We start from the raw sequence: 26,238 nt of genomic DNA on the forward strand, positions 1-26,238 counted from the left end.
GTCCGAAGAAACAATCGGTAGCGCGGAGCCTTGGGAGGCGGGCGCTACGCTGTCACGTTCTGCATCGCGAGCGGCGACAGGCGGGGATCGGCGACCGCGGTGGCCAGCGCCGTTTTAATCCAGCGATACCGTTCTTCCGCCCAGCGGTTGAAGCGCTCCTCGTCCGGAAACATCAGATCCCAGGCCCTGACCGCATCGAGCAGCAGCAACTGATGGGGAAGATTGTGTCCAGGAAAATAGACGACGAGCACGGCGGAGTTCCCGGTCAGGCTGATGTCCAGGAAAGCATGGAGCATCGCGGAGGAGGGGAGGGGCACGTCGCGGGAAGCGGCCTCGACGAGGGGGTTGTACAGCCGGCTCAGGAATTGGGAGATCGCTTCGTAGGGAGTGGGGGTTTCCAACAGGCGCCGGTTCGGCGCTTTTCCAATGAGAGATTCCGTCAAATACTCGACGGCTTCCCACGCCGGCATCGCGCCGGATGCCACCACGGCTTCGCAGACATAGCCAAGCCAGTTTCGGGTCACGCCGGATGACGGCTCGACGCCCGTTCGTTCCACGCTCTACTCCTTGCCTGTCCGACGACCAGTCCGTTCGGCGGCCGAACGTCAAGTTCGGCGGGACCATCATGGTTGATCGACAAAGCCGGCGGGATCATACCGATCTCCGCGCCGAGGGTCAATGACAGATGGGAATATGTTTCTTGTTTACTGAGGAAGAATAGGCCGGTTGGCGAGATCGGCGTACCGCTCGTGAATCTTCTTCACGTCTTCCATTGAAGCCAGGAATACGTCCAGGAGATCGGGATCGTAATGTTCTCCACGGTGTTTCAACATCAGATCGACTGCATGATCCAACTCGAAGGCGGGCTTGTAGACTCGTTCGGTCGTCAGGGCGTCGAAGGCGTCGGCGATGGCAGCGATTCGGCCTTCGATCGGAATCGCTTCGCCTTTGAGTCCGCGCGGGTAACCGCTTCCGTCCCACCGCTCGTGATGCGTCCAGGCAATGACAGCGGCGACTTTCAGCAACTCCGCGTCCGACCCGCCCAGGATCCGGTAGCCGATCTCCGCGTGTTGGGCGATGACGTTGAATTCCTCAGGAGTGAACTTGCCGGGTTTGAGGAGGACATGGTCCGGCGTCCCGATCTTTCCGATATCGTGCATGGGGCTGGCCGTGCGGATGAGGTCGCAGCGTTCGGCTGAGAGGCCGATCTTGCGCGCAAGCAGCTCGCAATAATGGCTCATCCGTTGGATGTGCTTGGCGGTTGAACTGTCTCGGAACTCGGCGGCGATGGCCAGGCGCTGGATTGTCTCCTCCCGGGACAACCGGAGCTCTTTTTCGCTCCGCTCCAACCATTCGAGGGCTTGTTGCAGGGCCATGGTGCGCGTTCGGACAATGTCTTCGAGGTTCTGGCGGTGAGCGCGGTTTTCGATTTCCAGCCGCCGGCGCCGGAAGGCATTGGCGACGTTGATGAGGACTTCGTTCGCTTCAAAGGGCTTGATGATATAGCCGAAGGCTCCCATGTCCAGCGCGGCGTTCGCCAGGACCGGGCTGTCGAGGCCGGTCACCATGATCGCCGCAGTGCAAGGGTATTCGGTCAATACATGCTGCACGAGATCCATGCCGGATTCCCCCGGCATGTTGACGTCGCAGAGGATCAGGGCGAACGTGCGCTCTTCCAACCGCCGCCGCGCTTCACGGGCGTCGGCGGCCAGGGCGACCGGGTAGCCGTGGGTTTGGAGCAAATATCCCAACAGGCGACGGATGGGCTCCTCGTCGTCGACGATCAAAATGTGCTTTTCGTCGATCAGTGACTGATAGCCGTTGAAAGGGATCGGCGTTGGCATGCGGTTTCCGTTCGGTCGGCTGTGCGATCCGGTTCAGGGGTTACGGTCTGTTCCGTTATCGTTTTCGTGGACGAAATCTTGAGCGTGACAATCAGTCGAATGAGTCGAAGACGGCTGCACCTTTTGTGCCAGTATAGAGTGGAACAATTGGTTTTCAAGAAACTTTTGTGAGTTGTCAGCAGGCCGGTGCTAACGTCTTTTAAACCCAAGCCGGCAGGTTCATTCTTGCTTCTTGCCGTCGAACGCACTACTCTGGTGTATGCCGTACGTCTTTCCGCACGAAGACCTCTTTGTGTACACAATTAGCCTGCTGATCATCGGTCTCGTGTACATCCGGGTACGGCTGATCCGCCGCCGTCGAGCACAAATGGACCGGCGCCGCTCGCCGAGCTAGCGGATCTCAGTGGGCGCCGCCGGTTTCATTGCTCTTTCTCCGATCCTCTTCTATAATCCGCTTCCTTGAAACAGGAAAGGTGCCGGGTATGAGCGGTGGCATGGGGTTGATCCGCATCGATGGACGGAGGAAAGACCAGGTCCGGCCCGTCACCATTACTAGAAACTTCAATAAATACGCCGAAGGCTCGGTGCTGATTCAGATGGGGGAAACCAAGGTGATTTGCACCGCCTCGGTCGAAGAAAAAGTCCCTCCTTTTCTCAAAGACAAGGGCAAGGGCTGGGTGACCGCCGAGTATGCCATGTTGCCTCGCGCGACTCATGAACGTTCTCCCCGGGAGGCAGTAAAGGGCAGGCAAGGGGGACGCACACTGGAAATTCAGCGGTTGGTCGGGCGGGCGCTCCGGGCTGTCACCGATATGACGCAAATGGGGGAACGGACGATCTGGATTGACTGTGATGTCATCCAAGCCGACGGAGGAACCCGCACCGCCTCCATTACCGGATCGTTCATCGCCCTGGCGGATGCGTTCGCGGTGCTCAAGAAACAGGGCTTGATCAAGAGATGTCCGCTGCTCGATTATTTGGCAGCGGTCAGTGTGGGAAAAGTCGGCGGGGAAATCATGGTTGATTTGGCCTATGAGGAGGATTCGCTGGCCGACGTCGATATGAACCTCGTGATGACCGGACGAGGGCGGTTTGTGGAAATCCAGGGAACGGCCGAGCGAACGCCGTTCGACAGAAAGGATATGGACGAATTCTTGACGCTCGGCTGGAAGGCCATCCAAGGCTTGGTCGAGATGCAGAAGGAGTTGGTGGGGAGCCTGGAGTGAAGACTACGGGGAGCCGGGGGACTCGGCTGCGCGCGAACACGCGCTCGGGTCGGCGCCACCCGCCGAGAATTCGAGTTGAGAGTGTGTGCGGTTAAAAGAAAAGAATTGGTGCTGGCGACGCGGAATAAGGATAAGGGGAGGGAGCTTGCGGCGCTGTTGGCCGATGCGGGGATCGTGATCAGAACAATGGCCGAATTTCCCGATGCTCCAGAAGTGATCGAGGACGGAGAAACATGCGAAGCCAACGCCGTGAAAAAGGCCGTTACCATCGCCCGCCACACGGGGTTGCCCGCCGTGGCCGACGACACGGGGTTGGAGGTGGAGGCGTTGGGCGGCCGGCCGGGGGTCTATGCGGCGCGCTACGCCGGGAGGGATGCGACCTACGAGGACAACTGGCGCAAGTTGCTGCGGGAATTGGAGGGTATTCCTTGGGAGAAACGAGGAGCCCGTTTTATCACCGTGGCCGCTTTGGCCGAGCCAAATGGGTCGGTCCGCATCACGACCGGCTCGCTGGAAGGGTTCATCGCAGAGAAGCCGGCCGGCACCAAGGGATTCGGCTACGATCCTGTGTTTTATGTGCCTGAACTGAGGAAAACCTTGGCAGAACTCTCCCCCGAGGAGAAAAACCGCATCAGTCATCGCGCCCGCGCGTTTGCTAAGGTCAGAGAAATTCTGATGAGGAATATGAAATGAGGAATGTAAAAAGGGTGGATTGGATTACAACAGCAAGCGTTTTTGCACCGTCATTCCTCATACCACATTTCTCATTCTGAATTGGGCAAAGGCATCGGGGCGTAGCGCAGCCCGGTAGCGCGCCTGCTTTGGGAGCAGGATGTCGGAGGTTCAAATCCTCTCGCCCCGACCACACGCTGCGAGCAGCGAGTGGTGAATTCTGAATTCCGAGTTCTGAATGTTGAGTGAAAAGAGCAGGCCCGTTCCATCTTGCGCCTTTCACGGTCATCATCAGTCGAGTCCCTATATTCAATTCAGCATCATTCAGAATGCATAGTTTTCTCATACAGCCCGCGCCCGTAGCTCAGTCGGATAGAGCAACAGCCTTCTAAGCTGTGGGTCGCAGGTTCGATTCCTGCCGGGCGCGCCAGTCCCCCCTCGGCTTTTGCGGCTGATCCACGGCTCTGCGCGATGACCGCGTTCTTCGGCTCACGGCGGGCGGCATTCGTGGTTTGATCCATGACGCCGTTGATTTGACCGACGCTGCGGCGTAAGGTAGCGGGCATTCCTCTTATGTACAGGGAGGCGCCAAATGGGACCCACCAAAGTGATGATCAAGGGCGACGCTCTCTACGACGCGAAATCCGGCAAGTTGATTCAAGGCGGACTGGCCAGCCGGCAGGCGATGGAAGAATACGCGGCCCAACACTACATCGTCTTGCCGGAGGTGGACAAGTCAGGCAAGCTGTGGGAGTGGGAAGGCCGGCCTGTTTACTGTCTGCATGGAGTCCGCTATGAGTCGTTGGACGATCAGCCGCTCCACTTGGCTCGATGTCCGGACTGCGGAGGCATGGGCGTGCGGATCGACGAGATCACCGTGGAGTCCGATTGCATCCGCTGCGTCACTTGCGGTCACGAGTTTGACGCCCGATTGGAAATGATGGAGACCTAAGCGCTTTCGCCAGCGCCGGCACCGATCTTATTTCCCTCCCTCGTCCGACTCGAAGATCACCGCCCAGACGGCCGCCGGAGGAGATGCTAGACCGGCCCTCGCGGTTGGCGGCCGCCTCCGCCCGGCGTGCCCAAAAGCGCCGACGCCTCCGTCGTCTTGGGGAGGCCGGCTGTCGGAGGCAGCGGTAGTGCGGTTTGTTTACGGTCGCTCGCTTTGCTTGATGTAGGCGGCGCCGTCCCCTTGCTTGTGCAAGGGCACAAGCCGAGCCCAATTTCAGGCCCTTGAACTAGCCCGTCGAGGCCAGTATGGTAAAAAGCGTTCCCACCTCAAGGGCGTGATCGGTTCATCATTTGTGATCCATAGAGAAAGGAGGGAGGGTTATGGGACTGCGATTGGGAGATGAAGCGCCAAATTTCACGGCGGAGACGACCGAGGGCACGATCAATTTTCATGAATGGTTAGGCAATAGCTGGGGAATTCTCTTCTCTCATCCCAAAGACTTCACGCCGGTCTGCACCACCGAACTGGGCTACATGGCGCGGATCAAGTCCGAGTTCGAGAAGCGGAACGTCAAAGTGATCGCAATCAGCGTGGACCCGCTGGACGCGCACAAGGGATGGACCAAGGACATCAATGAAACCCAGAACTGCACGGTCAATTTCCCGTTGATCGCCGACCCGGAGAAGAAGGTGGCGATGCTCTACGACATGATCCATCCCAACGCGCTGGACAACATGACGGTGCGGTCGGTGTTCGTCATCGGGCCGGACAAAAAGATCAAATTAATGATCACCTATCCGGCGTCCTGCGGGCGGAATTTCGACGAATTGCTGCGGGTGGTGGACTCGCTCCAGTTGACGGCGAACTATAAAGTGGCGACGCCGGTCAACTGGAAGGATGGGGAGGACTGCATCATCACGCCGGCGGTGAGCGACGAGGAGGCCAAGACCCTCTTCCCGAAGGGCTTTCGCACTGTGAAACCCTATCTGCGCTACACGCCGCAGCCGAACAAGTGAACGACGGGGAGAAGAAAGGGGGGAAAAAGATAGTCGAGGGGGCCGCCTTGGGACGGCCCCCTTGGTCAGACGAGCAAGAGGCCGATCGCTCTGGCCTTCCGCCAGGCGGCTGATTGCAGCATGGCATCAAAGGCGCTAGGCCCGCCGAAGGGAAAGCGGGCCCGCACGTCGCGGAGGAGAGGATAACCCTCGCCGCATTTCGTGCGCATGGGAGTCGCGGTCCTGATCAGCGTCAACAACCACTCGGCGTTGACGGCTGGCAGGCTGACTTCAGCGTCTTCGACGCGATTGGGCAGAATCAGCCGGCGGCGACCACGGGTATGTCGCTCGATCACCGGGTCGCCACCGATCCAGACAAACCGCCGCTCGGCGGACGGGTCATCTTCTTCCTGTGATCCTTCCGCGAGAGCCAGTTCTACCCAATTTGGGGGCACCTTGGGCCGGGCGACCGGCCGGTCGAACCACCGACGCACGTCGGTGCTCAGTCCCCGTCCTTCCATGTAATTGAACAACGCGCGGTACAGCCCCTCGCCCAGCCAGGCGGGCGCCCGGCCGGCGTGATCTTCGTGCGTCAGATTGTTCTCCGCGAAGCCTCCGAAGACGGGACCGGTAATCCGAACGCCGTGTGTTTCTGGGGCCAACCCGATGGGGCTGTGGGCCGTCGCGGTGAACTTGTGCCAGAAGGCGGACTGCAGCAGCCCGGCGGCAAATAGTTGGCGGATTCGTTCAAGACTCTCGATCGTCTCCGCAACGGTCTCGCCGGGGTAGCCGTACATCAGGTAGGCATGGACAAGGATGCCGGCTTGTCGAAATGCGGCGGCGACCCGGGCGGCCTGCGCGACGGTAATCCCCTTCTTCATCGCCTCCAATAAGCGATCCGAGGCGGCTTCCAGGCCGGCGCTGACGGCGACGCAGCCTGAGGCCGCCAGCAACCGGCACAGATCGGGCGTAAAGGCTTCTTCGAACCGGATGTTGCCCCACCAGGAAATCGTGACGCCTCGTTCCAGAAGGGTCAACGCTAGCGCCTTGAGGCCGGCTGGAGGAGCCGCCTCGTCCACAAAATGAAACCCGCGTCGGCCAGTTTCCGCGACCAACGCCTCGATCTGGTCGGCAAGGATCTCGCTCGGCGCGGCTTCATAACGGCCGATGTAGTCCAACCCCACGTCGCAGAACGTGCATTGCTTCCAGTAACAGCCGTGTGCCACCGTGAGTTTGTTCCAGTGTCCGTCGGACCAGAGCCGATGCATGGGATTGAGTGTGTCGAGGATCGAGAGATACCGGCTCAGCGGCAACCCGTCATAGGTCGGCGTGCCTGTCTCCGTCATACCAAAGTCCGGGTCTCGATTTCCGTTTCGAAAGACGACTCGGCCGTTCGCTCGCAGGAACGTCCGGCAGAGGTCGGCGTCTCCGCGCTTGCCGGCCAAGTGTTCGAGCAGGCACAGCAATGGACGCTCCCCGTCGTCTAGCGTGACATAGTCCAGATAATCGAATACACGGGGGTCGCGAAGCCGCCGCAACTCGGTATTGGCATAGCCGCCACCGAGCACCACTGTGATGGAGGGCCAGCGTTGTTTGAGCGCCTCGGCGATGCGGAACGCTCCGTAGAGATTGCCGGGGAAGGGAACCGTTATCCCGACGACCGTCGGGTTCTTCTCTTCGATGTGACGCCACAGAGCGGTGAGCATGAAGTCATCAGTCAGGCTGGGCGGGGCGGCAAGGGCGCGGAGAACCGAGTCGAACGACGACGCGGACGCGCCGACCTGTTCCGCATAGCGACTCAGAGCGAATTGGGGCGCGACGGTGGCGCGGACCAGATCGGCCAAGTCCTCCAGATACAGCGAGGCCAAGCGCCGAGCTTGGTCGGAGGTTGGCACGGTCCGCAGCGACGCAATCTGGCCGAGGCCGGACGAGAATCGAGGGCCTTGGGGAAGGAAACGGCCTTGGCAGATGCGAGGCGCGAGCGAAGGGTCGTGGCCTTGGAGAAAGCTCACGATTGGGTCGATGGAATCCAGGTACGCCTGCTCCAGGGCGAGCATCTGTTTGGCTTCGCCGGGCAAATTGGCGCGCTGGGTGCGAATCCGGTCAAACACTTGCTCCAAACCGGCCCGCGAAAACAGACTCAACACCATGTCGAGGCCAATGTCGGCCTGGGCTACCGCATACCCCTGGGACCGGAGAAAGCCGGTCAGATAGGCAGTCGAAGGGTACGGGGTGTTGAGTTGGGTCAGGGGTGGAATGAGCAGAAGGAGAGACGGGGTGGTCATGGACTCGAAATATCACATCGGTCAGCCGGATCGCCAGGTCTGTTGCACTTCGGATCCGGATCGCGCCAGTTCCACATACGCCTATCCTCCGACTGCGTGGAGGAACCGGCGACAAGCGTTCACCAGGCCGTCTGCATCCCACTGGATGCGGCTCCCGAGAATAAACAGCACGTCGTTGCCGTAGAGCTCGCACATGTCTTTGATCCGGTCGAATCCCATCCGCCCTGCGGCGGTCGGGAAAATCGGTTTGAGAGGGCCCCACGGAACGGCGGTCGCAGCGGCGATGCGGCCGCAATCCTCCCGAGCAATGGGAAATTCTAGCCCGAAGGTCGGATAGATGCTGACGTCGGCACCGGCGAGGCGGGGCAATTGGCCGAACAGCACCCAAGGCGCGATGCCACTCTCGGGATCCACGTAATAGGTGCCCAACAGCGCAGGGTGACTGAGGATCGGGAGTCCAATGCCGTCGTCCTGAGCGATCAGGCGGAGCCCGTCATAGCCGGTCAGCCCCGGGCAGATCAGCAGCCCGCCGGCTCCGGCTTTTTCGGCAATCAGACAACGCTCGTGCATCGTCTCCCATGGTCCGCTTACGTGGGGGACATAGAGGCACTTTCGTCCGGTTTCTCGATTGGCGCGGGCGACTGCCTCCGCGCACCGCTGCACGCGTTCACGAAAGGGACAGAACGGCTGGTCGCCCAGACTTTGGTCGTCCTTGACGAGGTCGAGTCCGCCGAGCGCAAACCGATACGCCAGATCGGCAAGAGCGGTGGGTGACAGGCCTAACGGTTTGAGGACGCCGCAGACGAGGGGCCGGTCGGGAACATCAACCAGCACGCGCAAGCCAATCCGGCCGAAGCGGGGGCCGGACCATTGTCGGAGGACGTGTTCCGGCAAGGCGATCTCCGCCACCCGAACGCCTCGCTTCAAGCTGCTGATTCCAAAGACCACATTCAGGAGTTGCGAACAGTCGTGGGTCAGCAGCTCAATAGGAAAGCTGATCACGGCTTCGTGCCGGTCGGTGCCGAGAGAACGGAAGGCTTCGATCCGTCCGAGAATCTCGTCACGAATCGTGCCGGCCGGCAGGATTTCTTCCGGCGCTTCCACCGTCTGATCAATGCAGATCAGCTTCGCTTTGGCGCGCGCTTCCGACTCAGCACCTCGCACGTGGTAGGTGACCTGAAAGCGCGTTCCGGAAAAAATCGTCGGTAGGTGGGCGGTCATCGTATTGGCTCTCGGCGGTCGGCTGCCAGGGTGGCGACGGATAACGCAAGCCTATCCTGGAAACAGGGCGGATGTCAGCTTTTGGCGGTTTGAAAAGTGTCCGAATGGTCCGGCTGGTCGGCGGACGGTGCGCCGTGCTATAGAAGGGCCGGTTCATGAACCGGAGGTGGATATGCAGATGAAAGGCATATGGCTCATCGGGTTCTTCATGGCGGCATGGCCGTGTCTGGTGTCGGCGCAGATCGACGAAGGCAAGCTGGTCGACCTCACCCATCCCTTCGACGAACACACCGTGGCCTGGCCGACGAATAAGCCGTTCTCATGGGAGAAGACGTCGTGGGGTATCACGCCGGGCGGCTACTGGTACGCCTCCGCCGATTTCGCCACTTCGGAGCACGGTGGGACGCACCTCGATGCGCCGATTCATTTCGGCCAAGGCCGTCTGTCTGTGGACCAGATTCCGCTGCGGAAGTTGGTCGGTCCTGCCGTGGTGATCGACGTCACGAAGGCGGTCGAACAGGACAGGGACTACCGGTTGACAGTGGCGGACATCACGGCCTGGGAGCGGCGTCACGGACGCATCCCCGACGGCGCGATCGTGCTGATGAGGACCGGATGGGCCAGGTATTGGCCGGACCGGAAACAGTATTTGGGAACCGACACACCGCATGATCCCACGACGCTTCATTTTCCCGGTTTTTCGAAGGAGGCGGCGGAATTTCTTCTCAAGGAGCGAAAGATCGATGGTGTCGGCATTGATACGGCCAGCATTGACTATGGGCAGTCACGCGATTTCATCGTGCACCAGATTCTCAACGCCGCCGACGTGTACGGACTCGAAAACATCGCCAATCTCGACATGTTGCCGCCCACTGGGGCCACGCTGATCGCGCTGCCGATTAAAATCAAGGGCGGCACCGGCGGGCCGGCGCGGGTGATCGCCATCCTGCCGTAACGGGAACTAGGGTCCACGTGCATGGGTCGCCCGGACGCGCAGTCGGGTGGCCAGGTCAATGAACGGAGCGGTCATGGCTACAACAGCCACCAGGAAGAGCGGCCAATTGAACCACACGGGCCGCACGGACTGTATGGCTCCCATCCCCTCGGCTGACACACTGAGCGCGTCGGCCATAAAGACATAGAGTGCCAGAACTATACCGAAGAGGCTCAGACTCCAAGTCCAGCGCCGGGGTCTGGGTGCCGGTTCAACTTGTTCGGTCCGGCAAAGCAGAGTCCCGCCTGCGATCATGACCAACGCGATGGTCGTCGGCGCTAGCACCGGCCCCCACCACGGCAGAGGGATCAGGAACAAGATGTCCCAATCGAGCGGCGAGCGGGGCCAGCCGCTGATCAGGTGCAGACAACCATAGTACAGAATGTCCCAGATTCCAAAGATGATCAGGAAGGAGCCGAAACGGCTGCGCATCGTTCGGCCGGCCAGCCACGCGACGGCGGCAAGCATGACCAGCGTGGCGGCTTCCCTGACAAGCTCGACCCCGATCAGGTCGGCGCGCACAGGGGTCGGGTGCGGTTGGTACGGATCCACGCGACCGACGAGGGTTCGCACATAGAACACCGTCGCCGATTCGGCCCACGCCATGGCGGCTGCGTAGAAAGTCAGCATGATCCAGCGCGGCCGGGTATTCATGGCAGGCGCAGGTTCGACAGAGACACAAAAATTCTATCCCACCGTTCACCGAAAATGCAGAGTCGGATTCATGACCCGTGCATGCCTCTGATGGGTCGCTAAATCGTTATTTTAATAGGGGATTCCGCGGCGGACGTTCAGCTAGCATCCTCCGGCAGCCGGCGGGGCTTACCGGTGGCGTCTTGTGAGGACTTGAACTCGAAATGCAGGGAGGGGTGATCGGGGTCGGTGGAGAATCGGAACGTCGTCTCGCCCGTAATATGCTTGCTGGATTGGGATTTGCCTTTGGGATACAACTTGAACGTGAAATGGCCGCGCCGCTCCCGCGCCTGATCGTCGGACGTGATCGAGCCTTCCCCATCCAGGTGGTCGTGCAAGGCGTCCAAGGCTCGTCCCGCCAGTTCGTAGACCAGGGTATCGACGAGGTCAGCATCGAAGTGCCACGAATTCGGACGGTCACCGGCCCACGCGGGCAGGGTGGCGAACCAGAAGGCGGTGAGAAGTGTCAGTTTGGTTGGCATGGTGGCAGTCTAGTCCTCCTCGCCGGCGTGGTCAAGGGAGTGGCGGCTCAGGGACCGGTGACGAAGGCTATGCCGGCATAAACTTCAACGCAGCCGAGTTGATGCAGTAGCGCAACCCCGTCGGCGGCGGGCCGTCCTTGAACACGTGGCCCTGGTGGCCGTCGCACCGGGCGCAGTGCACTTCGGTCCGCGGCACGAACAGTTTGAAATCGGTTTTCGTTCCAATGACGTGCGGCGCGATCGGCTGCCAAAAGCTGGGCCAGCCGGTGCCGCTGTCGAACTTGTGTTCTGACGAGAACAACGGCAGGTCGCACCCCGCACAGAGATACACGCCCGGCTCCTTGTGGTCGTGGTAGGCGCCGGTGAACGCCCGTTCTGTCGCCTCGCGCCGCAGCACCTGGTACTGCTCGGGTGTGAGCTGTTTTCTCCATTCGTCGTCTGATTTGAACACCTTAACGATCTGCGCAGGGATCGACACCGCTTTCACGGGTTGTTTTTGATCCATCGCTGTGTCCTCCTTTTCGGTCGGTCAGCCGAACGCTGCGGGAGGTGTCTTGCCGGCGGAACCTGTCTCTCGCGGGCGTCCGACATGGTGGGAGCCTTCCACCGGTTCCGACACGCTGGTAGCTTACCGACTCACTCGTTCTTTTGCCAGACCGAGCAGATCGGATTTTTATCAAGCGAAGCGCTGCTTGACTTCCTCGCAAGGAGCTGGCACCAGTAGCCCGCATCACCGTCTGGTCGCTGACTGGAGGAGGCGATGATAACCCGCTGCGAGTGGGCCAAGACCGACCTGATGATTCGGTACCATGACGAAGAATGGGGCGTGCCGGTGCATGATGATCGACAGCTGTTCGAGTTTCTGATTCTGGAGGGCGCTCAGGCGGGCTTGAGCTGGGAAACGATCTTGAAAAAGCGGGCCGCCTACCGCGCCGCCTTCGAAGGATTTGATGTTAAAGCTGTTGCCAGGTATAATGGTCAGACGATCCGGCGGCTGTTGGCCGATCCGGGTATCATCCGCAACCGGCTCAAAATTGCGGCGGCGATCGACAACGCCAAAGCCTTCCTGCAAGTGCAACGGGAATTCGGCAGTTTCGACGCCTACATCTGGCGATTCGTCGGCGGGAAACCCAAGGTCAACCGTCGGCGATCGTTGAGGGACATTCCCGCCCGTACGCCCGACTCGGATGCGATGAGCGCAGACCTCAAACGCCGAGGATTCCGGTTCGTCGGCTCGACCATCTGCTACGCCTTCATGCAGGCGGTCGGGATGGTCAACGACCATACGGTCCGCTGCTTCCGGTACAAGCAGCTACGCTCGCGGGCGTAAGAGGACGCCGACCGGAATAGCCGGAAGTGGCTGAGCCCGGCCACGACAGCGCAGGGCTGTGCTCTGTCTTCCGTCAGGCCGGGAGGCCGACCGCCGGTTCGACACCGTCGGTCGGTTCGTGAGCCAAGGTGTCGGGTGGTGACGCGAACGCGGCCTGCAGGACTTCTTCGATTTTCTCCACCAGAATGAACTCGAGATCCTGCCGCACCTCCTCCGGCACCTCCTTGAGGTCCTTCTCGTTGGCCTTGGGCAGGATGATCCGCTTGATGCCGGCCCGGTGCGCAGCCAGAACCTTTTCTTTGATTCCGCCGACTGGCAGCACCAACCCGCTCAGGCTGATTTCCCCGGTCATGGCCGTATCGCTGCGGACTGGCGTGCCGACATAGGCCGATGCCAAAGCCGTCGCTATCGTGATACCGGCCGAGGGGCCGTCCTTGGGAATTGCGCCGGAGGGCACGTGGATGTGAACACCGTTGCGCTTGAAGCGGGAAATGTCCAATCCCATCGCTTCCGCATGGGCCCACAGGTAGCTGCGCGCCGCGCGCGCGGATTCCTGCATCACGTCGCCCAACTGTCCGGTCAGGGTCAACTCATGGCTGCCAGGGAGCAAACTGGTCTCGACGTACAACACGTCCCCGCCTGTCGGTGTCCAGGCTAAACCTGTCGCCACACCGGGCGGCAATTGCTTGCGCGCCTCTTCCGGCATAAAGCGCTCCGATCCGAGCCAGTCGTTGAGGTGCTCTTTCGTGATCGTGACCGGCTCGCGCGGCTGATCCTCCGGTTGATCGGCGAATTTCAACGCCACTTTCCTCGTCAATCGGCCGAGCATCTGCTCCAGTTGCCGCACGCCCGCCTCCCGTGTGTACCGGCTGATGATGTGCTCGATCACGTCGTTGGGCAGCGACACGTGTTCCGGCTGCAGGCCGGCCTCCTTCAGGCGTCGGGGCCAGAGATAGCGGACCGCGATTTCTAGCTTTTCCCGCTCGCTGTAGCCTGGTAGGCGGATGACTTCCATCCGATCCAGCAGGGGTTGGCTGATCGGGTCGAGCGTGTTCGCCGTCGTGATGAAAAAGACTTTCGACAGATCGAACGGCAGATCCAAATAGTGATCCCGGAACGTGTGGTTCTGCGCCGGGTCGAGAATTTCCAACAGGGCGGCGGCCGGATCGCCCCGGAAGTCGCGGCCCATCTTGTCCACTTCGTCCAGCATCAGCACCGGATTGTTCACGCCGGCCCGGCGGATGGCCTGAATGATCCGGCCTGGCAACGCGCCGACGTAGGTGCGCCGGTGGCCGCGCAGTTCGGCTTCGTCATGGACGCCGCCGAGGCTGAACCGTTCGAAGGTGCGACCCATCGCCCGCGCGATGGACTGCCCCAGGCTGGTCTTGCCCACGCCCGGCGGACCGACCAGACAGAGGATCGGCGCTTTGGCGCCGGGGTTAAGCTTCAACACCGCCAAGTGCTCGACGATGCGTTCCTTGACTTCTTTAATCCCGTAGTGATCTTCATCCAAAACCTGGCGCACGCGGGCGAGGTCGAGGCTGTCCTGCGACGCCTTTTTCCACGGCAATTCGAGGACCAGCTCCAGATAGCTGCGGATCACCTGATGGTCCGGGGAAGCCGGCGGAATCTTCGCCAGCCGGGCGACCTCTCGCTCGGCTTCTTTCCGCACGTGGTCGGGAAGATCGGCCTCCTGGATCTGTTTTTTAAGATGCGCGACCTCGCTTTCCTCGCTGTCTGATTCGCCCAATTCCTGTTGAATCGCCTTCAACTGCTCGCGCAGGATGTACTCGCGTTGTGTCTTGCCGATCTTCGCCTGGGCCTCACTGGCGATTTTTTCGCGAAGTTGAAAGATCTGAATTTCCCGCGACAGAGTGGTGTAAAGTCCGCGCAGCAAATCCGCCCTGGTCTGGGCTTCCAGCAATTGCTGCTCGCCTTCCACGGTGAGGTTTAAGAACGACGCGATGCGATAGGCGAGCGCCACCGGGTCGTCCTCGTTCCGGAGAGCTATGACGGCTTCCTGAATCCCGGGCGATTGAATGAGCTTGGGCAGATCCGTCACCAAATCCTGAATGGCCCGGTGCAGCGCCTCCACTTCCGTGCTGGAATCTTCAGGCACCGGCAGGTGCCGCACGCGGGCGAGCAGGAAGGGATCGGTGTGTTCAAGCTTCAACAGCACGACGCGGTCGAGTCCCTGGACCAGCACGTGCAAGACGCCTTCCGGCGAGCGGCCGACTTGTTTGATGACCGCTTTCGTCCCGATGGTGTAGAGATCGTCGAGACCGGGCTCTTCCGTCCGCGGATCGCGTTGCGCCACGATCAGCAGGGTTTTCTCTTCCGTCTTCATGGCCGCTTCCACCGCGGCGACGGATCGCGCGCGGCCGACGGTCAGGGGCATCATGACGCCCGGAAATAGGACGGTGCGCTTGATGGGCAGGACGGGCAATTGCATGAGAACCGGTTCGTCGTTCATTCCTCGCCTCCTCGGGTGAGAGTCACGCGCTGAAACACGTCGATGTCGCGCACCACGATGGCCGCTTGCCGCGCTCAGCGGGAACAACCACGAGATAGCCACCGGTTCGCATGAGTCAAGTTAATGGCGATGTCGGTCTGTTCGCCGGTGAGACGGGCGAGTCGAGGGGTGCGCGATATTCCTGTCGGGCTGCTCGTTCAGCGGTCGATGAAAAGGCCGCCCGCCCGATCCAGAACGATGCGTCCGTTGCCCCGCCGTTCCCGGTCTCCCGACGGCGTGGGAATCAAGGTGTACTCGTCGTGTCCGGCCAGATCGAAAAAGCCGCTCATGCTGTGATCAGAGGCCATACCCATGCCGTCGGGAACGGCATACCGATCGCGTCCACCCTCCTCGACGAAGAGACTCCATGAACGGTGATCGGCGCGGCCGAGACCGGTGGATCGTTGTAACTCGTATCCATCGTTGCCGTGGCCCGCGTCGATGAACAGCGTCACGCTGCGGTCCCAGGCCACGCCGCCGTTGTAAAACGGCCCAGTGGAGCCGTAGCGGTCATCCCCGTACCGGTCCAGGAACAGCGCGACACCGTCGTGCGCCCCGGCGGCGTGACCGTAGCGCGCGGCGGCGTGTTCATCGTCGCCGTTCAGGTCCATTTTGAGGCCGACGCCGAAGAAATAGCCAACGCCTTGTGAAAAGTTCGAGCTGCGGTACCGGTCGTCCCCCTCCGAGTCGATCAACAGCCCCCAGCCGCCGGCGAGGCTCAAGGCTTGTTCCTCGGTGTTCTTGGAGAACACCCGCTTGCCGGAACCCGACCCGAGCCCGAAACAGTCGTACTGGAAAGCCGGATCGTCGGGCTTAGCGTTCGGGGCGTCGGTCGCGTTGTACCCGCTGGGATATTTGTCGCCGCATTGGTAGAAGTCGTTGCCCCCCGTGTCGAGGACCGCGCCGACGCCGGAGGGCCCGCCGAAGCCGATTGCATAGCCGTAACTGGTATGCCGATCGTTGCCCGCTTCGTCCAGGAGCAGACCCAGCCCGCCGATCGCCGCGCCCTGGGTGAAGCGACTGCCCATGTACACGTCGTTGCCAGCCCTGTCGTAAAGGATGCCGAGACCGGCGAACCCGGTTCCGCCCGACCCGTCCGTCAGTTGGTACACGTCGTTCCCGGCAAGATCGATCAGCAGGCCGACGCCCAGGCGCCCCGTGGCGAGCCCAAGCGGCGCGGCGGTGTAGGTGTCATGGCCGGCCAGGTCGATCACGACGCTGTTGCCCTGGTCGGCGTCACTGGCCGCGGCGATCGCTCCGCGGTAGGTGTCGTTGCCACCGAGGTCGAGGATGAGGCCAATGCGTCCGTCCATATCGTAAGTGTTGGGCCCAGGTCCGCCGATCACAATCATGCCGTAAGACGTGTTGGTTGCCAGCAGCACATCTCCCGTCATTCCCGCCGGCGGCGTCGAGAGCGGTTGGCTGTCGTGAAATGCGAGCCGCACCTGTTCAAGCCAACGGAGGTTGGCCAGTCGGGTCAGGGCCTGAGCGGCCGCGATCAGCGACGCATAGTCCACCTGTTCTTCGAGAAGGCGGACATAGCGGTGATCTTCTCGGGCTTGCGACACGAGGTCAGCGGTGAGCGGCGCCACGTGCGGCGTAAATCGTTCGACCACGCGGCCGGCGTGCGCAAAGAGGAACTGCCGGTCTTCCTGACCGAGATTCCGCAGGGCCTTTTCCCGCAAGGCTGACGCCTGTCCCAAGACGTCAGCCAGGAATGTCACGGAATCATCACGGTTCACTCTATCGGGAAAGGCCAAGGGGTTGAAGAAGGCTGTTGTCCGGTCCATCCCCGCTTCCATGACATCGATCAACGCCGGCAGACTTTCGACGCCCGACTCCGCCAGTTCCGCGATCAGCAGTCCCTGGCGCTCCAGGTTGGCCAACCCGAACCAGGGATCCTTCAAGCTCGTCAGCGCCAGGCGCCGCTTGAAGGCGGCTGGAACCGCCTCGTTGTCGGCCAGCCCTTTGAGCGCCGCGGCTTCTTGCGCCGACAGGTATCGGTCGATGTCGGGCTGGATCTGAACTCGGATGTGACTTACGATCGATTGGTGCATCCGGCTGGCGGGAAGAAAAGGGCTCGGCGGCCAGATGTGCTGAAAAAGGCCGCAGCCTGTGAGCGTCAGGACCAGGATAAGAAAACAGACGCGCGGGATCGTGGGAATCATTGTTCTTCTTTGAGTTGTCAGCCGTCAGCTATCGGCTTGCCCCGGTTGACGCGAGGCCAGGTCATGCGTAGCATCACACATCGTCCTGTTGAATGTCGAAGGAGATTTCTTATGCGTACACTACCACAACTCTTGACGGGCCTTCTCTGCATCGGGATGTTGCTGGATCCGGGCGCCGTGTCGGCGCAGGAAGCGAAACCGATCGACGAATTGACGAAGCTGGCGGAGGATGTCTTTCTTTTCCGGCACAAGGCGCACCAGGGGTTGGTGGTGGTGACGGCAGACGGCGTGATCGCGACAGATCCGATCAGCGTCGAAGCCGCGACGTGGCTCAAGGCGGAATTGAAGAAGCTCACGGCGAAACCCGTGCGCTACGTTATCTACAGCCATGACCATGCCGACCACATTGCAGGCGGGACGGTGTTCGCGGATACGGCCGTTTTCGTCAGCCATTGGCGGGCGAGGCAGGACCTCCTGGAGAAAAAGCCGGTGGAGACGCCGTTGCCGGAACTGACTTTCACCGACCGGCTCTTCATCGATTTAGGCGGAAAGCATGTGGAGGCGATCCATGTCGGGCGGAACCATTCCGACAACAGCGTGGTGGTGCTGCTACCTCGGGAACGGGTGCTCTTCGCCGTGGATTTCATTCCGGTAGAAGCCGTGGCTTATCGCCGGATGCGCGATTCCTATCCGGAAGAGTGGATCGAATCGCTCAAGCGGGTCGAGCAGTTGGATTTCGACGTCCTTGCACCGGGGCACGGTCCGGTCGGTCGCAAGGAGCATGTGCGGATGTTTCGGGAATACCTTGAGGACCTGATGCGGGAAGTGCGGCAAGCGGTCTTGAACGGGATGAGTCTGGAGGAAGCCAAGCAGACGATCCGCCTGCCGAAGTACGAGCAATGGAACGGCTATCCTGACTGGTTCCTCGAAAACATCGAGGCCATGTATCAGTACCTTTCCGTGCATTGAACGTCGGGTCTTTTCAGGGCCGGCGTGCCGACGCGTTCACGTCATCCGTTTTTGCCAGTGCCCGCCTTTGCCGAACTCGCTGCAGGGCGCAACGGATCGTTTCCCCCCAAAGTCCATCATCGCTTTTGTGTTGTTCTAATCACCGACTGCATCCAGTGCTTTTCCGCACAGTGGAGCCCGGCAAAATCGTCATATAGAACGGTCGCCCCGCCGGATTCGACGACTGCTCCATGACTGGTGCGCGGGGCGCGCGCCAGGTCTTGTTTAAATTCAGCCGTAATCACAGCAGCTTGTATCGATTCATCGCGCGCGACGAAGGATGGCATATTGGTTGCCTAACTGCCCAGTGTCAACAGGTCCGTTCGAACACATCAACCTGCGGGCCAGCGGTCGCATTGACAGAGCCAACCGCGAGCCCGAGGCAAGTAAGGAGGGTAGAAAAACATGGAGGTCGGGAAGAAGATCATGCGCAGGTTCACAACAATGTTCGCCACGATGCTCGCGCTCACCGGCGTCTTCGCGTGGGCCAGTTATGCCGGAGCCGCCGCCCCATTGGCGCTGGAGGCTGCCTGGTGGGGACCGGAGAGTCACGTCAAATCTCCGAACTGGCCGGAACAACTCCTCGGCGAGGTCGTCACCTATCAGACTCTTGCGGAGAAAGGGGTCATCGCGGGTGATTTCAAACCGTATCTGGACAAGCTCATCGAAGCGCGGGAAGCCTATAGGACGGGGAAGCATGAGAAGACCTACGAGAGCATCAACCAATTCATGGCGATGCTGGAAGCGAGGGTCGGTGGCATCGACGACCGGACGGCTGATGCCATCTGGAACTATTGCTACCAAGTGACGCCGGACCGTTACCATGCTCGTGATCGGCATGCGCGCGCCATCGGCCAAGACGAATTGAAGAAACAGGAAGAATTCCTCCGCAATATGGAGGAACGGGCGGCGCACTCCTTTTAAGCGAGTTCCGTCAGCGTATAACCGTATAACACTGGGAGCCGGGGAACGCATGTTCCCCCGCTCCCTTTTGTCTTCTTTGGATGGGATCATCCACCGATAACACGAGCGCTCATGTCCTCTCTCCTGTTCCTCCCTGTCCCAGCATCTTTGGACGTTTGGTGGAGCAAGGCTGAGCGATCGTGCGGACTTGGGCGAATTTTTAGTAGGATGGAGCGCCTGTTGCCGGTCATTTCCACGCACCGCGACGGCAGAAACTGGGAGGATTCCATTGCTAACTGCAACGATGCCGGACAAGACCGAACTGAGCTATGAGGTTCTCCTTGAAGTGACGAACGTGCTGAACTCCCAGCGCGACACGGAGAGCCTGTGGCGGGCGATCGCCAGACAGATCCGCCAGGTGGTCCCTTGGGAGCGCGCGGGTCTGACGCTCTACGATCCCAAGCTGGATGGGTTCCGCTTTTGCGCGGTCGTGACGGATCTGCCACGACCGGTTCTCCAGCCGGATTCCGTCATCCCGCGGAAAGGGAGCGCGGTCGGATGGGTCTACGAACATCGGCGGGTCCACATCCGCCCGAACCTCCATCGCGAGCGGATCTTCCTCGAAGACGAGGACTATCTCAAGGAAGGTCTGGGCCGGATGATCAACCTGCCGCTGCTCGTTCGTGGCACCTGTTTGGGCACCTTGAACATCGGGAGCGTCCAAACGGGGGAACCTGATCCTCAGGATGTTCGATTTCTGCAGCACGTCGCGACGCAGGTCGCGTTCGCGATCGAACAGGTGCGGGCGTACGAGCAAATCAAGCGATTGAGCGAGCAGCTTGCTCAGCAGAACGAGTATCTGGTCGATGAGGTCAAGCGGAGTCAGGGGCTGGGCCCGATCATCGGAGAGAGTCCGGCTTTCGCGCAGGTTTTGAATCTCGTGCGGGCGGTCGCCCCGACCGACACCACCGTGCTCCTGACCGGCGAGACCGGCACCGGCAAAGACGTCGTGGCCCGGGCGATTCATGATCTGAGTCCAAGGCGAGACAAGCCCTTCATTCGGGTCAACTGCGCGGCCTTGCCAGCGGGGTTGATCGAAAGCGAGCTGTTCGGGCATGAACGCGGCGCTTTCACTGGAGCGGATCAACGCCGCCCCGGCCGGTTTGAGTTGGCGGACGGCGGCACTCTGTTTCTCGACGAGATCGGTGAGATGCCGCTAGAGGCGCAGGCAAAGCTCCTGCGCGTTTTGCAGGACCAGCTTGTCGACCGTGTGGGCGGAACACGATCGATTCCGGTCAACGTGCGCATCATTGCCGCTACGAACGCCAATCTGATGGATGCGATCGTCAAAGGAACCTTTCGGGCCGATCTCTTCTACCGCCTGAACGTATTCCCTATTCCCATTCCGCCGCTGCGCGAACGGCCCGAGGACATTCCGCTGTTGGCCCGCCATTTTCTCGCCGAATGCAGCCAGCGCTTCCGCCGGCCTGATCTGACGATCGAGCCGCGCTCGATGGAACGGCTGGTCCGGTATCACTGGACCGGGAATGTGCGGGAGTTGAAGAACGTGATTGAACGCGCGGTGATTCTGTGCCGTTCGTCTACGGTGGAGATCGACGAACGCCTGTTGCCCTCCGTCGGCCAGCTGTCTCAGACCACTTCCCCTTCAACCATGGAAGAGGTTGAGCGCCACCACATCCTGAAAGTTCTGGAGCGGACGAACGGGCGGATCTACGGACCGCAGGGTGCGGCCGAGGTGCTCGGGATGAATCCGAGCACCTTGCGAGGGCGCATGCGCAAGCTCGGGATCACACGTCCGCGCCGCGCGAAGGCGGGGAAACAAAACGGACAACCGGTTTGACCCGTCGCATCGGTCCCGTCACCAGCCGGAATTCGTACAGCCGGCATTCGGAGGTCTCCATTAAAAAATAAAGAGCGGGATTCGGCGTGATGGCGCCAGGCTGATCAGTTTTGACAGGTGCGCCTCGCCGGAACAGGGCCGGGTGGTCCAACCTCTATCTAGGTTACAGACTGCAGCCTTGCCGCTGGCACTCTTCTGCGGATACCGCTTCCAGCCCTATGGGCAGGGTGCAAAGAAACGATAAAGTGTGCTATCCATGTCGAGCACAGGCAAAAGCGCTTCGTGCGAAACGGCAACCCATGATGAAGTTCTGCAGCCAATGCGGTGCGCCGGTTATCCGGAAAGTGCCGCCCGGCGACAACTTGCCTCGGTTCGTCTGCGAAGCCTGCCAGGCCATTCATTATCAGAACCCCAAGATTGTGGCCGGCTGTATTCCGGAATGGAACGGCTCGATTCTACTCTGCCGCCGGGCGATCGAGCCGCGTTCAGGCCTGTGGACCTTCCCGGCCGGATTCATGGAAATCGGCGAGAGCGCGGAGCAGGCCGCGCTGCGGGAAACCCTCGAGGAGGCCCATGCGGACGTGGAGATCGCGTCGCTTTACGCGGTCTTCAGCCTACCTCATATCAGCCAGGTCTATATGGTGTTCCGCGGTCTCATGCGGAGCCCGGACTTCAAGGCCGGGGCCGAGAGCCTGGAGGTTCAACTGTTCGCGCCTGAAACCATTCCCTGGGGTCTGCTGGCCTTTCCGGTCATCCAGGAGACCCTGGCTCGCTATGTGCGGGATTTGGAGCAGGGGTGTTTTATGCTCCACGTGGGCAGCGTCATGCCGCCGATGCGATAGGCCTATCCCCAATCGGACGGTTGAGGTGGGGCAAAGCCAGGGGCAACTCCTCCGTCTGGCCCAGATGGAGAAACTTGAAACCCTGCGGTTCCCGGTAATCCAGCCCAACCCCTCCATGCGCCGGGCGTTCTGGCCCTCCACTGCGGCTGTCCGGTTCATCCGGCTTCGCCCGGTTGCAGGTCCAGGTCCGGATCGCCGGACAATTCCCACGGGCGATCATCCACAAGGCCTGTGATCGACTCCTTCAACTTGTCGAGCGTCACTCAGAATCTTTCATGAGGCACCGTGCCGGACTATAATTCGGAACGTTATTTCGCCAATCGGCGGAGCGGGTGAAGCGGACGGAGGAGACGCAGGCAGAAGCACCATGGCGGCAAAGGAGTTCCCATGAAACGGTTGGCCAGCAAAATCGCCATTGTCACCGGGAGCAGCAGCGGGATCGGGAAAGCTATTGCGCTGCGTTTCGCCGAGGAAGGGGCCAAGGTCGTGGTGGCCGCGCGGCGAAAGAACCTCTGCGAACGGACGGTGGCGCAGATCCAGGAGCGCGGCGGCAAGGCGGTGGCGATTCCGACCGATGTGACAGATGAGACGCAGGTCGAGCGGCTCATCGGCGAAACTGTCGCGCGGTACGGGCGGCTGGACATTCTGGTCAACAACGCCGGCATCGGGGGCGGCGGCCGAATTGCGGAGACCGCCACCGAGGACTTCGATCGCGTCATCAACACGAATTTGCGCGGCACGTTCTTCTGTTGCCGGGCCGGGTTCCGCCAGATGATGCATCAGGGGGGCGGAACTATCATCAACATGTCCAGCGTGGCCGGCGTGCAGGCCTGGGCCGGTACCGGGACCTACAGCGCGTCGAAGCACGGGGTCATGGCGCTGACCAGGTCGCTGGCGGACGAAGGGCGCGCGTACAACATCAAGGTCAGCGCGATCTGCCCCGGTGGAGTGGCGGACGACCTGGTCGATGCGTCGCCGAAAGAGATCGAACGCAGCGAGAAGATCAGCCCCTACGACATCGCCGAGACGGCGATCTATCTCGCCACGCTGGGGCGGTATGCGGTCGTGCATCAGATCGTGGTGGATCGCCTGGGGGCGGAGTGGTAAGCCCTGGAAAGCTGCTAAAACGGGAAATAGATCTCGAATCCGCTGTACGTCCCGCTACGAAACGTGGCCGTATATTGGTAACCGCCCCTCACGAGGAAAAAGAATCGGCCGACCTGCAGTTCGGCGAGCGGACCGGTGAGTTCGGCGTGGAAGTCTTTGTTGCCCATACCTGTGGCATCCCAACCCAGGTAAGCTGCGTAACCGCCGTTTTCTGGTCTGCAGGTCAGAACTTTCCCGCGGATCCGTCCCCAGTAGAATCTATCAAGAGCAGTGTAAGAGAAGATGGCGTGAACGTTGCCTTGATCATGCCAATAAAACGTTTCGCCTTGGACAAAGGCGCCAATATCCTCGCGCGTGTCTCGTCCGCCTCTTCCATTGTCTTCCTGTTTCCATCTGAACTGAGGTCCTGCCAGCCCGACCAAGCTCCACGCTCCGGACGTGTACTTTAGGCCGAGCGCCGGTGTCGTAAATTGGGCGGAGGCATCACGAACTTGCCCCTCCACCGTGAAACTGTATCCAAGGCCGGCGGCGAACACCTGAACAAATGGCAGGAATGCCGACTCCTGAGCTGAAAGAGGAGTTCGAATACCCAGGTACGCGAAATATTCCTTTTTGTTGTCAATCTGAAAGCCTGTGAAGACGTCGCCCGCGCCAGCCTCGAAAGGCAGCCAACTCAGGAGCACAAACGCCAGAGCGACCAATGGAGTTCGCGCCAATGTTCTTCTCCATGTTCGATGGCTTCCACGCGAAAGCGCACAATGGTCTCTTTCCCTTGTCTGGTTGCCGAAATGGCGGCGACCTTTAACACGATGTTCTCAATCAGCACTGTGCCGCAGTTGTGACTGAGCGTCAGGGGGATCGGCAGACGGATGGAAAGCCCTGTGTACGAGACGTCCTGGGTGGTTCCGAACATCTCCTGTCCCTGCCAGAGAAGGCGGCAGTCTTTCTGAAGAGCGACTCGCGGGGCCCGCCGCCGCCTCGGCTGTGTTTGCGGTGAAATTTGCCGAAACGCGGTAAGTAAGGAATACAGGCTATGTAATACGCCCGGAGACCAGGCTTCCGCGGTCGCCCAACTGTTGGGAAGCGAAAAGGCTCCGATGATCAGCGCGCGAACGGTCTCGTCATCCACATCCAGATACTGGATGCCGACCTCTACACAACGATCCGATTTGCGATCCTGTCTGGTGATTCGCCCGTGCAAGGTGATGTCTTTGCCGCTCGGAGGAAAGAGGGTGACCAAGACAACGTCGGGGGCCGGCGGCACAGGCGCACTGAGTTCCACCGCTACCCCCTGTTCGGTCAGATCGAAGGTCGTGCCGTTGACCACAGTTGATTCCGTTTGGAGTTCAACGGGGAATCGCTGCCTTAAACGGAGGGCGTTCCTCCGCTGAGGTCGATCGCGAGCGGCGAGGATGGCGATGCTAATGAGGAACAGATTGGCACAGGCCCAGTACAGGCTTACCTCCAGGCCTGGAGTTACCGTGGATGTCAGCCACTCTCGGAATCCCTTGGCCGTGCTCACGATGAGCAGTCCCAACACGAGGAGGTGCGGCATCACGAGGGCGGTTCGCCAAAGACGGTGCTGGTCGATCTTTTGACCCTTCGGTGTGACTGCAAATAGCCTCTGCTTGAAAGGCGCCAGGAACGTTTTGATGGCGACCCAACTCAGTGCGAAGTACATCGCGACCTCATAGATCTCGGACCAGAACGCGTTTCTGGTGCCCCCGCTGATGGGCTTGAGCGCAATAACCGACGCGGCGTAATAGGCACCGAATAGATGGGCAAAGGTGAGCGCTTCGGCGTGCACGGGAGCAACGTCCAACAGCAGGGTCAACAGGGGAGCGACCAAGCAAATGATACGCGGGAACCCATGAAGGAAATAATAGATCGACCCAAGGTAGTGAATCCGCTGGGGAATGGTCAACCCAGGCTTGATCAGAGGATTGTCCTTAAAAAAGAGCTGAAAGCTTCCGATCGCCCATCGAGTCCGTTGACGGATGTACCCTTCGAAGGTTTCCGGCATCAGCCCGGCGGACAAAGGCTTATTCAGGTAGCAAGATTTGTATCCTTTGGCGTGCAACAGCAGACTGGTATGGATATCTTCCGTAATAGTGTCGGTTTGGAAGCCATGGATTTCTTCCAGATGACGGCGCCGAAACAGGCCGCCACTACCCGCGAAGAAGGCGCTATTGTGCCGATCACGGCCGGCCTGAAGCGTCCGGAAGAACAACTCTTGCTCATTCTTGATGAGGCGCTCCACCGAGAGGTTCCTCTGAAAGATATCGGGATTGTAAAAGTGTTGCGCGGTCTGGACGAAGGCTACCTGCTCATCTTCAAAGAATCCTACCGTTTCGCGGAGGAAAGTCTTCACCGGCACGTGATCGACATCGAATACAGCCACCAGCTCGCCAGATGACAAGCCAAGCGCATGATTCAGGTTCCCCGCTTTGGCATGCCGCGGGCGGTCATAGCGCCGAAGGTATGTGCAGCCGAGTGACTCCGCCAGCATTTTGACTTCGTCCCGATGTCCGTCGTCGAGCACATAGACCACAAATTTATCCCGGGGATAATCCTGTTCTACACAGCCCACCAAGGTCCGCTTCAGGATATAGAGAGGCTCGTTGACCACTGTCACCAGGATGTCTACGGTCGGGAATCGTCTCACGGGAGGGGACCTGCGATCTGTCGGTGCCCATGCTTGATAGGAAAAAAAGAGGAACTGCAGCAACCCATAGACTTCTGCGAGGTACACGACCCAACTGGCCACGGTGCTCGCGATATCGGTGGTGCTCAGGGTGTAAAGTCCTCGCCAAACCATGTAGCGAACATACAACAGTAAGCTTAACAGCAGGATCGCCTGTCGACCGTTGCCTGACCGGCTCAAGGGAAGAATAATCGAGAGCGCGATCACCGTGACAGCAGACGAGAGCGGCGAGCTATAGAGAGTGTCGAAGAGGGGGGTCACGCGTGAAGGCGCCGTGCCATCCATAGAAAGGGCTGATGAGTTCTTTTGCTCAAGGAACGAACCGGCGAGGGCTCGCGGCAGGCTTGTGGGCACGGTGTTCTTTGCACAGTGATTACCGCCGTCGTTCCCGTTTGTCCAATGGTCCACCGACCATTGACGCAGTGCTGCTCCAACGGCC

The 26,238-nt window shown here is 60.5% G+C and carries 24 protein-coding genes and 2 tRNA genes; 14 read left to right on the forward strand and 12 right to left on the reverse strand.

All coding sequences use genetic code 11. The annotated features are described in order from the left end of the window. Nucleotides 1–44: 44 nt before the first annotated feature. Both ACWHTU_RS08175 and ACWHTU_RS08180 read right to left on the reverse strand, forming a co-directional pair. Nucleotides 45–557 carry a hypothetical protein gene (locus ACWHTU_RS08175; RefSeq protein WP_447863032.1) on the reverse strand — a complete coding sequence of 171 codons (513 nt, stop codon included), beginning with the start codon at nucleotides 555–557 and terminating at the stop codon, nucleotides 45–47. A 147-nt stretch (nucleotides 558–704) separates the two neighbouring features. Further along, entirely contained in the window at nucleotides 705–1,844 is a 1,140-nt protein-coding gene (locus ACWHTU_RS08180) for an HD domain-containing phosphohydrolase (RefSeq protein WP_447863033.1), read from the reverse strand. 259 nt (nucleotides 1,845–2,103) lie between these two features. On the opposite strand from ACWHTU_RS08180, the gene ACWHTU_RS08185 reads away from it, so the two are divergent. From ACWHTU_RS08185 to ACWHTU_RS08215, 7 genes are all read left to right on the forward strand, one after another. After that, nucleotides 2,104–2,238 carry a hypothetical protein gene (locus tag ACWHTU_RS08185; protein ID WP_447863034.1) on the forward strand — a complete coding sequence of 45 codons (135 nt, stop codon included), beginning with the start codon at nucleotides 2,104–2,106 and terminating at the stop codon, nucleotides 2,236–2,238. Between the two features lie 88 nt (nucleotides 2,239–2,326). Next, nucleotides 2,327–3,070, forward strand: coding sequence for a ribonuclease PH (gene rph / locus ACWHTU_RS08190; RefSeq protein ID WP_447863035.1), 744 nt, complete (start codon nucleotides 2,327–2,329; stop codon nucleotides 3,068–3,070). An 81-nt stretch (nucleotides 3,071–3,151) separates the two neighbouring features. After that, entirely contained in the window at nucleotides 3,152–3,763 is a 612-nt protein-coding gene (locus ACWHTU_RS08195) for an XTP/dITP diphosphatase (protein ID WP_447863036.1), read from the forward strand. Between the two features lie 95 nt (nucleotides 3,764–3,858). Continuing rightward, nucleotides 3,859–3,935: transfer RNA gene (locus ACWHTU_RS08200), tRNA-Pro, on the forward strand. Nucleotides 3,936–4,095: 160 nt separating this feature from the next. Beyond that, a tRNA-Arg gene (locus tag ACWHTU_RS08205) sits at nucleotides 4,096–4,172 on the forward strand. A 162-nt stretch (nucleotides 4,173–4,334) separates the two neighbouring features. Further along, nucleotides 4,335–4,694, forward strand: coding sequence for a hypothetical protein (locus ACWHTU_RS08210; protein ID WP_447863037.1), 360 nt, complete (start codon nucleotides 4,335–4,337; stop codon nucleotides 4,692–4,694). Nucleotides 4,695–5,074: 380 nt separating this feature from the next. Continuing rightward, the gene (locus ACWHTU_RS08215; protein WP_447863038.1) at nucleotides 5,075–5,710 is read left to right on the forward strand and encodes a peroxiredoxin; all 636 of its coding nucleotides are present in this window, start codon (nucleotides 5,075–5,077) and stop codon (nucleotides 5,708–5,710) included. A gap of 65 nt (nucleotides 5,711–5,775) precedes the next feature. On the opposite strand, the gene ACWHTU_RS08220 is transcribed toward ACWHTU_RS08215, so the two are convergent. Continuing rightward, entirely contained in the window at nucleotides 5,776–7,974 is a 2,199-nt protein-coding gene (locus tag ACWHTU_RS08220; RefSeq protein WP_447863039.1) for a B12-binding domain-containing radical SAM protein, read from the reverse strand. Nucleotides 7,975–8,055: 81 nt separating this feature from the next. After that, nucleotides 8,056–9,195 carry a RuBisCO large subunit C-terminal-like domain-containing protein gene (locus ACWHTU_RS08225; protein WP_447863040.1) on the reverse strand — a complete coding sequence of 380 codons (1,140 nt, stop codon included), beginning with the start codon at nucleotides 9,193–9,195 and terminating at the stop codon, nucleotides 8,056–8,058. 178 nt (nucleotides 9,196–9,373) lie between these two features. Between ACWHTU_RS08225 and ACWHTU_RS08230 the strand changes: the two genes are divergently transcribed. Further along, nucleotides 9,374–10,150: a cyclase family protein gene (locus ACWHTU_RS08230; RefSeq protein WP_447863041.1), complete on the forward strand. Its 777-nt coding sequence runs from the start codon at nucleotides 9,374–9,376 to the stop codon at nucleotides 10,148–10,150. Between the two features lie 6 nt (nucleotides 10,151–10,156). On the opposite strand, the gene ACWHTU_RS08235 is transcribed toward ACWHTU_RS08230, so the two are convergent. From ACWHTU_RS08235 to msrB, 3 genes are all read right to left on the reverse strand, one after another. Then, a complete protein-coding gene (locus ACWHTU_RS08235; RefSeq protein ID WP_447863042.1) occupies nucleotides 10,157–10,843 on the reverse strand; it encodes a hypothetical protein in 687 nt (228 codons plus the stop codon). Between the two features lie 137 nt (nucleotides 10,844–10,980). Next, nucleotides 10,981–11,364, reverse strand: coding sequence for a hypothetical protein (locus ACWHTU_RS08240; RefSeq protein WP_447863043.1), 384 nt, complete (start codon nucleotides 11,362–11,364; stop codon nucleotides 10,981–10,983). 67 nt (nucleotides 11,365–11,431) lie between these two features. Beyond that, nucleotides 11,432–11,869, reverse strand: coding sequence for a peptide-methionine (R)-S-oxide reductase MsrB (gene msrB / locus ACWHTU_RS08245; protein WP_447863044.1), 438 nt, complete (start codon nucleotides 11,867–11,869; stop codon nucleotides 11,432–11,434). Between the two features lie 255 nt (nucleotides 11,870–12,124). Between msrB and ACWHTU_RS08250 the strand changes: the two genes are divergently transcribed. Further along, complete coding sequence (locus tag ACWHTU_RS08250; RefSeq protein ID WP_447863045.1) at nucleotides 12,125–12,694, forward strand: DNA-3-methyladenine glycosylase I; 570 nt, start codon at nucleotides 12,125–12,127, stop codon at nucleotides 12,692–12,694. Nucleotides 12,695–12,767: 73 nt separating this feature from the next. Here the strand turns inward: ACWHTU_RS08250 and lon are convergent, their stop codons facing one another. Both lon and ACWHTU_RS08260 read right to left on the reverse strand, forming a co-directional pair. After that, complete coding sequence (lon, locus tag ACWHTU_RS08255; protein ID WP_447863046.1) at nucleotides 12,768–15,167, reverse strand: endopeptidase La; 2,400 nt, start codon at nucleotides 15,165–15,167, stop codon at nucleotides 12,768–12,770. A gap of 197 nt (nucleotides 15,168–15,364) precedes the next feature. Next, nucleotides 15,365–17,374, reverse strand: a complete 2,010-nt coding sequence (locus ACWHTU_RS08260) for a hypothetical protein (protein ID WP_447863047.1) — start codon at nucleotides 17,372–17,374, stop codon at nucleotides 15,365–15,367. Between the two features lie 111 nt (nucleotides 17,375–17,485). Between ACWHTU_RS08260 and ACWHTU_RS08265 the strand changes: the two genes are divergently transcribed. Beyond that, the gene (locus ACWHTU_RS08265) at nucleotides 17,486–18,343 is read left to right on the forward strand and encodes an MBL fold metallo-hydrolase (RefSeq protein WP_447863048.1); all 858 of its coding nucleotides are present in this window, start codon (nucleotides 17,486–17,488) and stop codon (nucleotides 18,341–18,343) included. Nucleotides 18,344–18,459: 116 nt separating this feature from the next. On the opposite strand, the gene ACWHTU_RS08270 is transcribed toward ACWHTU_RS08265, so the two are convergent. Continuing rightward, complete coding sequence (locus ACWHTU_RS08270) at nucleotides 18,460–18,669, reverse strand: hypothetical protein (RefSeq protein WP_447863049.1); 210 nt, start codon at nucleotides 18,667–18,669, stop codon at nucleotides 18,460–18,462. A 118-nt stretch (nucleotides 18,670–18,787) separates the two neighbouring features. On the opposite strand from ACWHTU_RS08270, the gene ACWHTU_RS08275 reads away from it, so the two are divergent. The 4 genes from ACWHTU_RS08275 to ACWHTU_RS08290 all read left to right on the forward strand — a co-directional run bounded on the left by ACWHTU_RS08275 (nucleotide 18,788) and on the right by ACWHTU_RS08290 (nucleotide 23,095). Next, nucleotides 18,788–19,306 carry a hypothetical protein gene (locus tag ACWHTU_RS08275; RefSeq protein WP_447863050.1) on the forward strand — a complete coding sequence of 173 codons (519 nt, stop codon included), beginning with the start codon at nucleotides 18,788–18,790 and terminating at the stop codon, nucleotides 19,304–19,306. Between the two features lie 268 nt (nucleotides 19,307–19,574). Beyond that, nucleotides 19,575–21,146 (forward strand): sigma 54-interacting transcriptional regulator, encoded by a 1,572-nt coding sequence (locus tag ACWHTU_RS08280; protein ID WP_447863051.1) that lies wholly within the window; start codon nucleotides 19,575–19,577, stop codon nucleotides 21,144–21,146. Between the two features lie 302 nt (nucleotides 21,147–21,448). Next, nucleotides 21,449–21,988 (forward strand): NUDIX hydrolase, encoded by a 540-nt coding sequence (locus tag ACWHTU_RS08285; RefSeq protein WP_447863332.1) that lies wholly within the window; start codon nucleotides 21,449–21,451, stop codon nucleotides 21,986–21,988. Nucleotides 21,989–22,375: 387 nt separating this feature from the next. Then, nucleotides 22,376–23,095 carry an SDR family NAD(P)-dependent oxidoreductase gene (locus ACWHTU_RS08290; protein ID WP_447863052.1) on the forward strand — a complete coding sequence of 240 codons (720 nt, stop codon included), beginning with the start codon at nucleotides 22,376–22,378 and terminating at the stop codon, nucleotides 23,093–23,095. A 14-nt stretch (nucleotides 23,096–23,109) separates the two neighbouring features. On the opposite strand, the gene bcsS is transcribed toward ACWHTU_RS08290, so the two are convergent. Together bcsS and ACWHTU_RS08300 are read right to left on the reverse strand one after the other, a co-directional pair. Then, nucleotides 23,110–23,796 (reverse strand): cellulose biosynthesis protein BcsS, encoded by a 687-nt coding sequence (gene bcsS / locus ACWHTU_RS08295; protein ID WP_447863053.1) that lies wholly within the window; start codon nucleotides 23,794–23,796, stop codon nucleotides 23,110–23,112. Continuing rightward, entirely contained in the window at nucleotides 23,769–26,060 is a 2,292-nt protein-coding gene (locus ACWHTU_RS08300; RefSeq protein WP_447863054.1) for a glycosyltransferase, read from the reverse strand. The genes bcsS and ACWHTU_RS08300 overlap by 28 nt, the downstream gene beginning before the upstream one ends. Between the last annotated feature and the right edge of the window lie 178 nt (nucleotides 26,061–26,238).

The organism is Nitrospira calida, from assembly GCF_976986435.1.

Excerpts from the sequence above, each read along its gene's own strand:
- ACWHTU_RS08180 (WP_447863033.1), bottom strand. The coding sequence starts at position 1,844 with ATGCCAACGCCGATCCCTTTCAACGGCTATCAGTCACTGATCGACGAA.
- ACWHTU_RS08185 (WP_447863034.1), top strand. The coding sequence starts at position 2,104 with ATGCCGTACGTCTTTCCGCACGAAGACCTCTTTGTGTACACAATTAGC.
- rph (WP_447863035.1), top strand. The coding sequence starts at position 2,327 with ATGAGCGGTGGCATGGGGTTGATCCGCATCGATGGACGGAGGAAAGAC.
- ACWHTU_RS08210 (WP_447863037.1), top strand. The coding sequence starts at position 4,335 with ATGGGACCCACCAAAGTGATGATCAAGGGCGACGCTCTCTACGACGCG.
- ACWHTU_RS08215 (WP_447863038.1), top strand. The coding sequence starts at position 5,075 with ATGGGACTGCGATTGGGAGATGAAGCGCCAAATTTCACGGCGGAGACG.
- ACWHTU_RS08220 (WP_447863039.1), bottom strand. The coding sequence starts at position 7,974 with ATGACCACCCCGTCTCTCCTTCTGCTCATTCCACCCCTGACCCAACTC.
- ACWHTU_RS08225 (WP_447863040.1), bottom strand. The coding sequence starts at position 9,195 with ATGACCGCCCACCTACCGACGATTTTTTCCGGAACGCGCTTTCAGGTC.
- ACWHTU_RS08230 (WP_447863041.1), top strand. The coding sequence starts at position 9,374 with ATGAAAGGCATATGGCTCATCGGGTTCTTCATGGCGGCATGGCCGTGT.
- ACWHTU_RS08235 (WP_447863042.1), bottom strand. The coding sequence starts at position 10,843 with ATGAATACCCGGCCGCGCTGGATCATGCTGACTTTCTACGCAGCCGCC.
- ACWHTU_RS08240 (WP_447863043.1), bottom strand. The coding sequence starts at position 11,364 with ATGCCAACCAAACTGACACTTCTCACCGCCTTCTGGTTCGCCACCCTG.
- msrB (WP_447863044.1), bottom strand. The coding sequence starts at position 11,869 with ATGGATCAAAAACAACCCGTGAAAGCGGTGTCGATCCCTGCGCAGATC.
- ACWHTU_RS08250 (WP_447863045.1), top strand. The coding sequence starts at position 12,125 with ATGATAACCCGCTGCGAGTGGGCCAAGACCGACCTGATGATTCGGTAC.
- lon (WP_447863046.1), bottom strand. The coding sequence starts at position 15,167 with ATGAACGACGAACCGGTTCTCATGCAATTGCCCGTCCTGCCCATCAAG.
- ACWHTU_RS08260 (WP_447863047.1), bottom strand. The coding sequence starts at position 17,374 with ATGATTCCCACGATCCCGCGCGTCTGTTTTCTTATCCTGGTCCTGACG.
- ACWHTU_RS08265 (WP_447863048.1), top strand. The coding sequence starts at position 17,486 with ATGCGTACACTACCACAACTCTTGACGGGCCTTCTCTGCATCGGGATG.
- ACWHTU_RS08270 (WP_447863049.1), bottom strand. The coding sequence starts at position 18,669 with ATGCCATCCTTCGTCGCGCGCGATGAATCGATACAAGCTGCTGTGATT.
- ACWHTU_RS08275 (WP_447863050.1), top strand. The coding sequence starts at position 18,788 with ATGGAGGTCGGGAAGAAGATCATGCGCAGGTTCACAACAATGTTCGCC.
- ACWHTU_RS08285 (WP_447863332.1), top strand. The coding sequence starts at position 21,449 with ATGAAGTTCTGCAGCCAATGCGGTGCGCCGGTTATCCGGAAAGTGCCG.
- ACWHTU_RS08290 (WP_447863052.1), top strand. The coding sequence starts at position 22,376 with ATGAAACGGTTGGCCAGCAAAATCGCCATTGTCACCGGGAGCAGCAGC.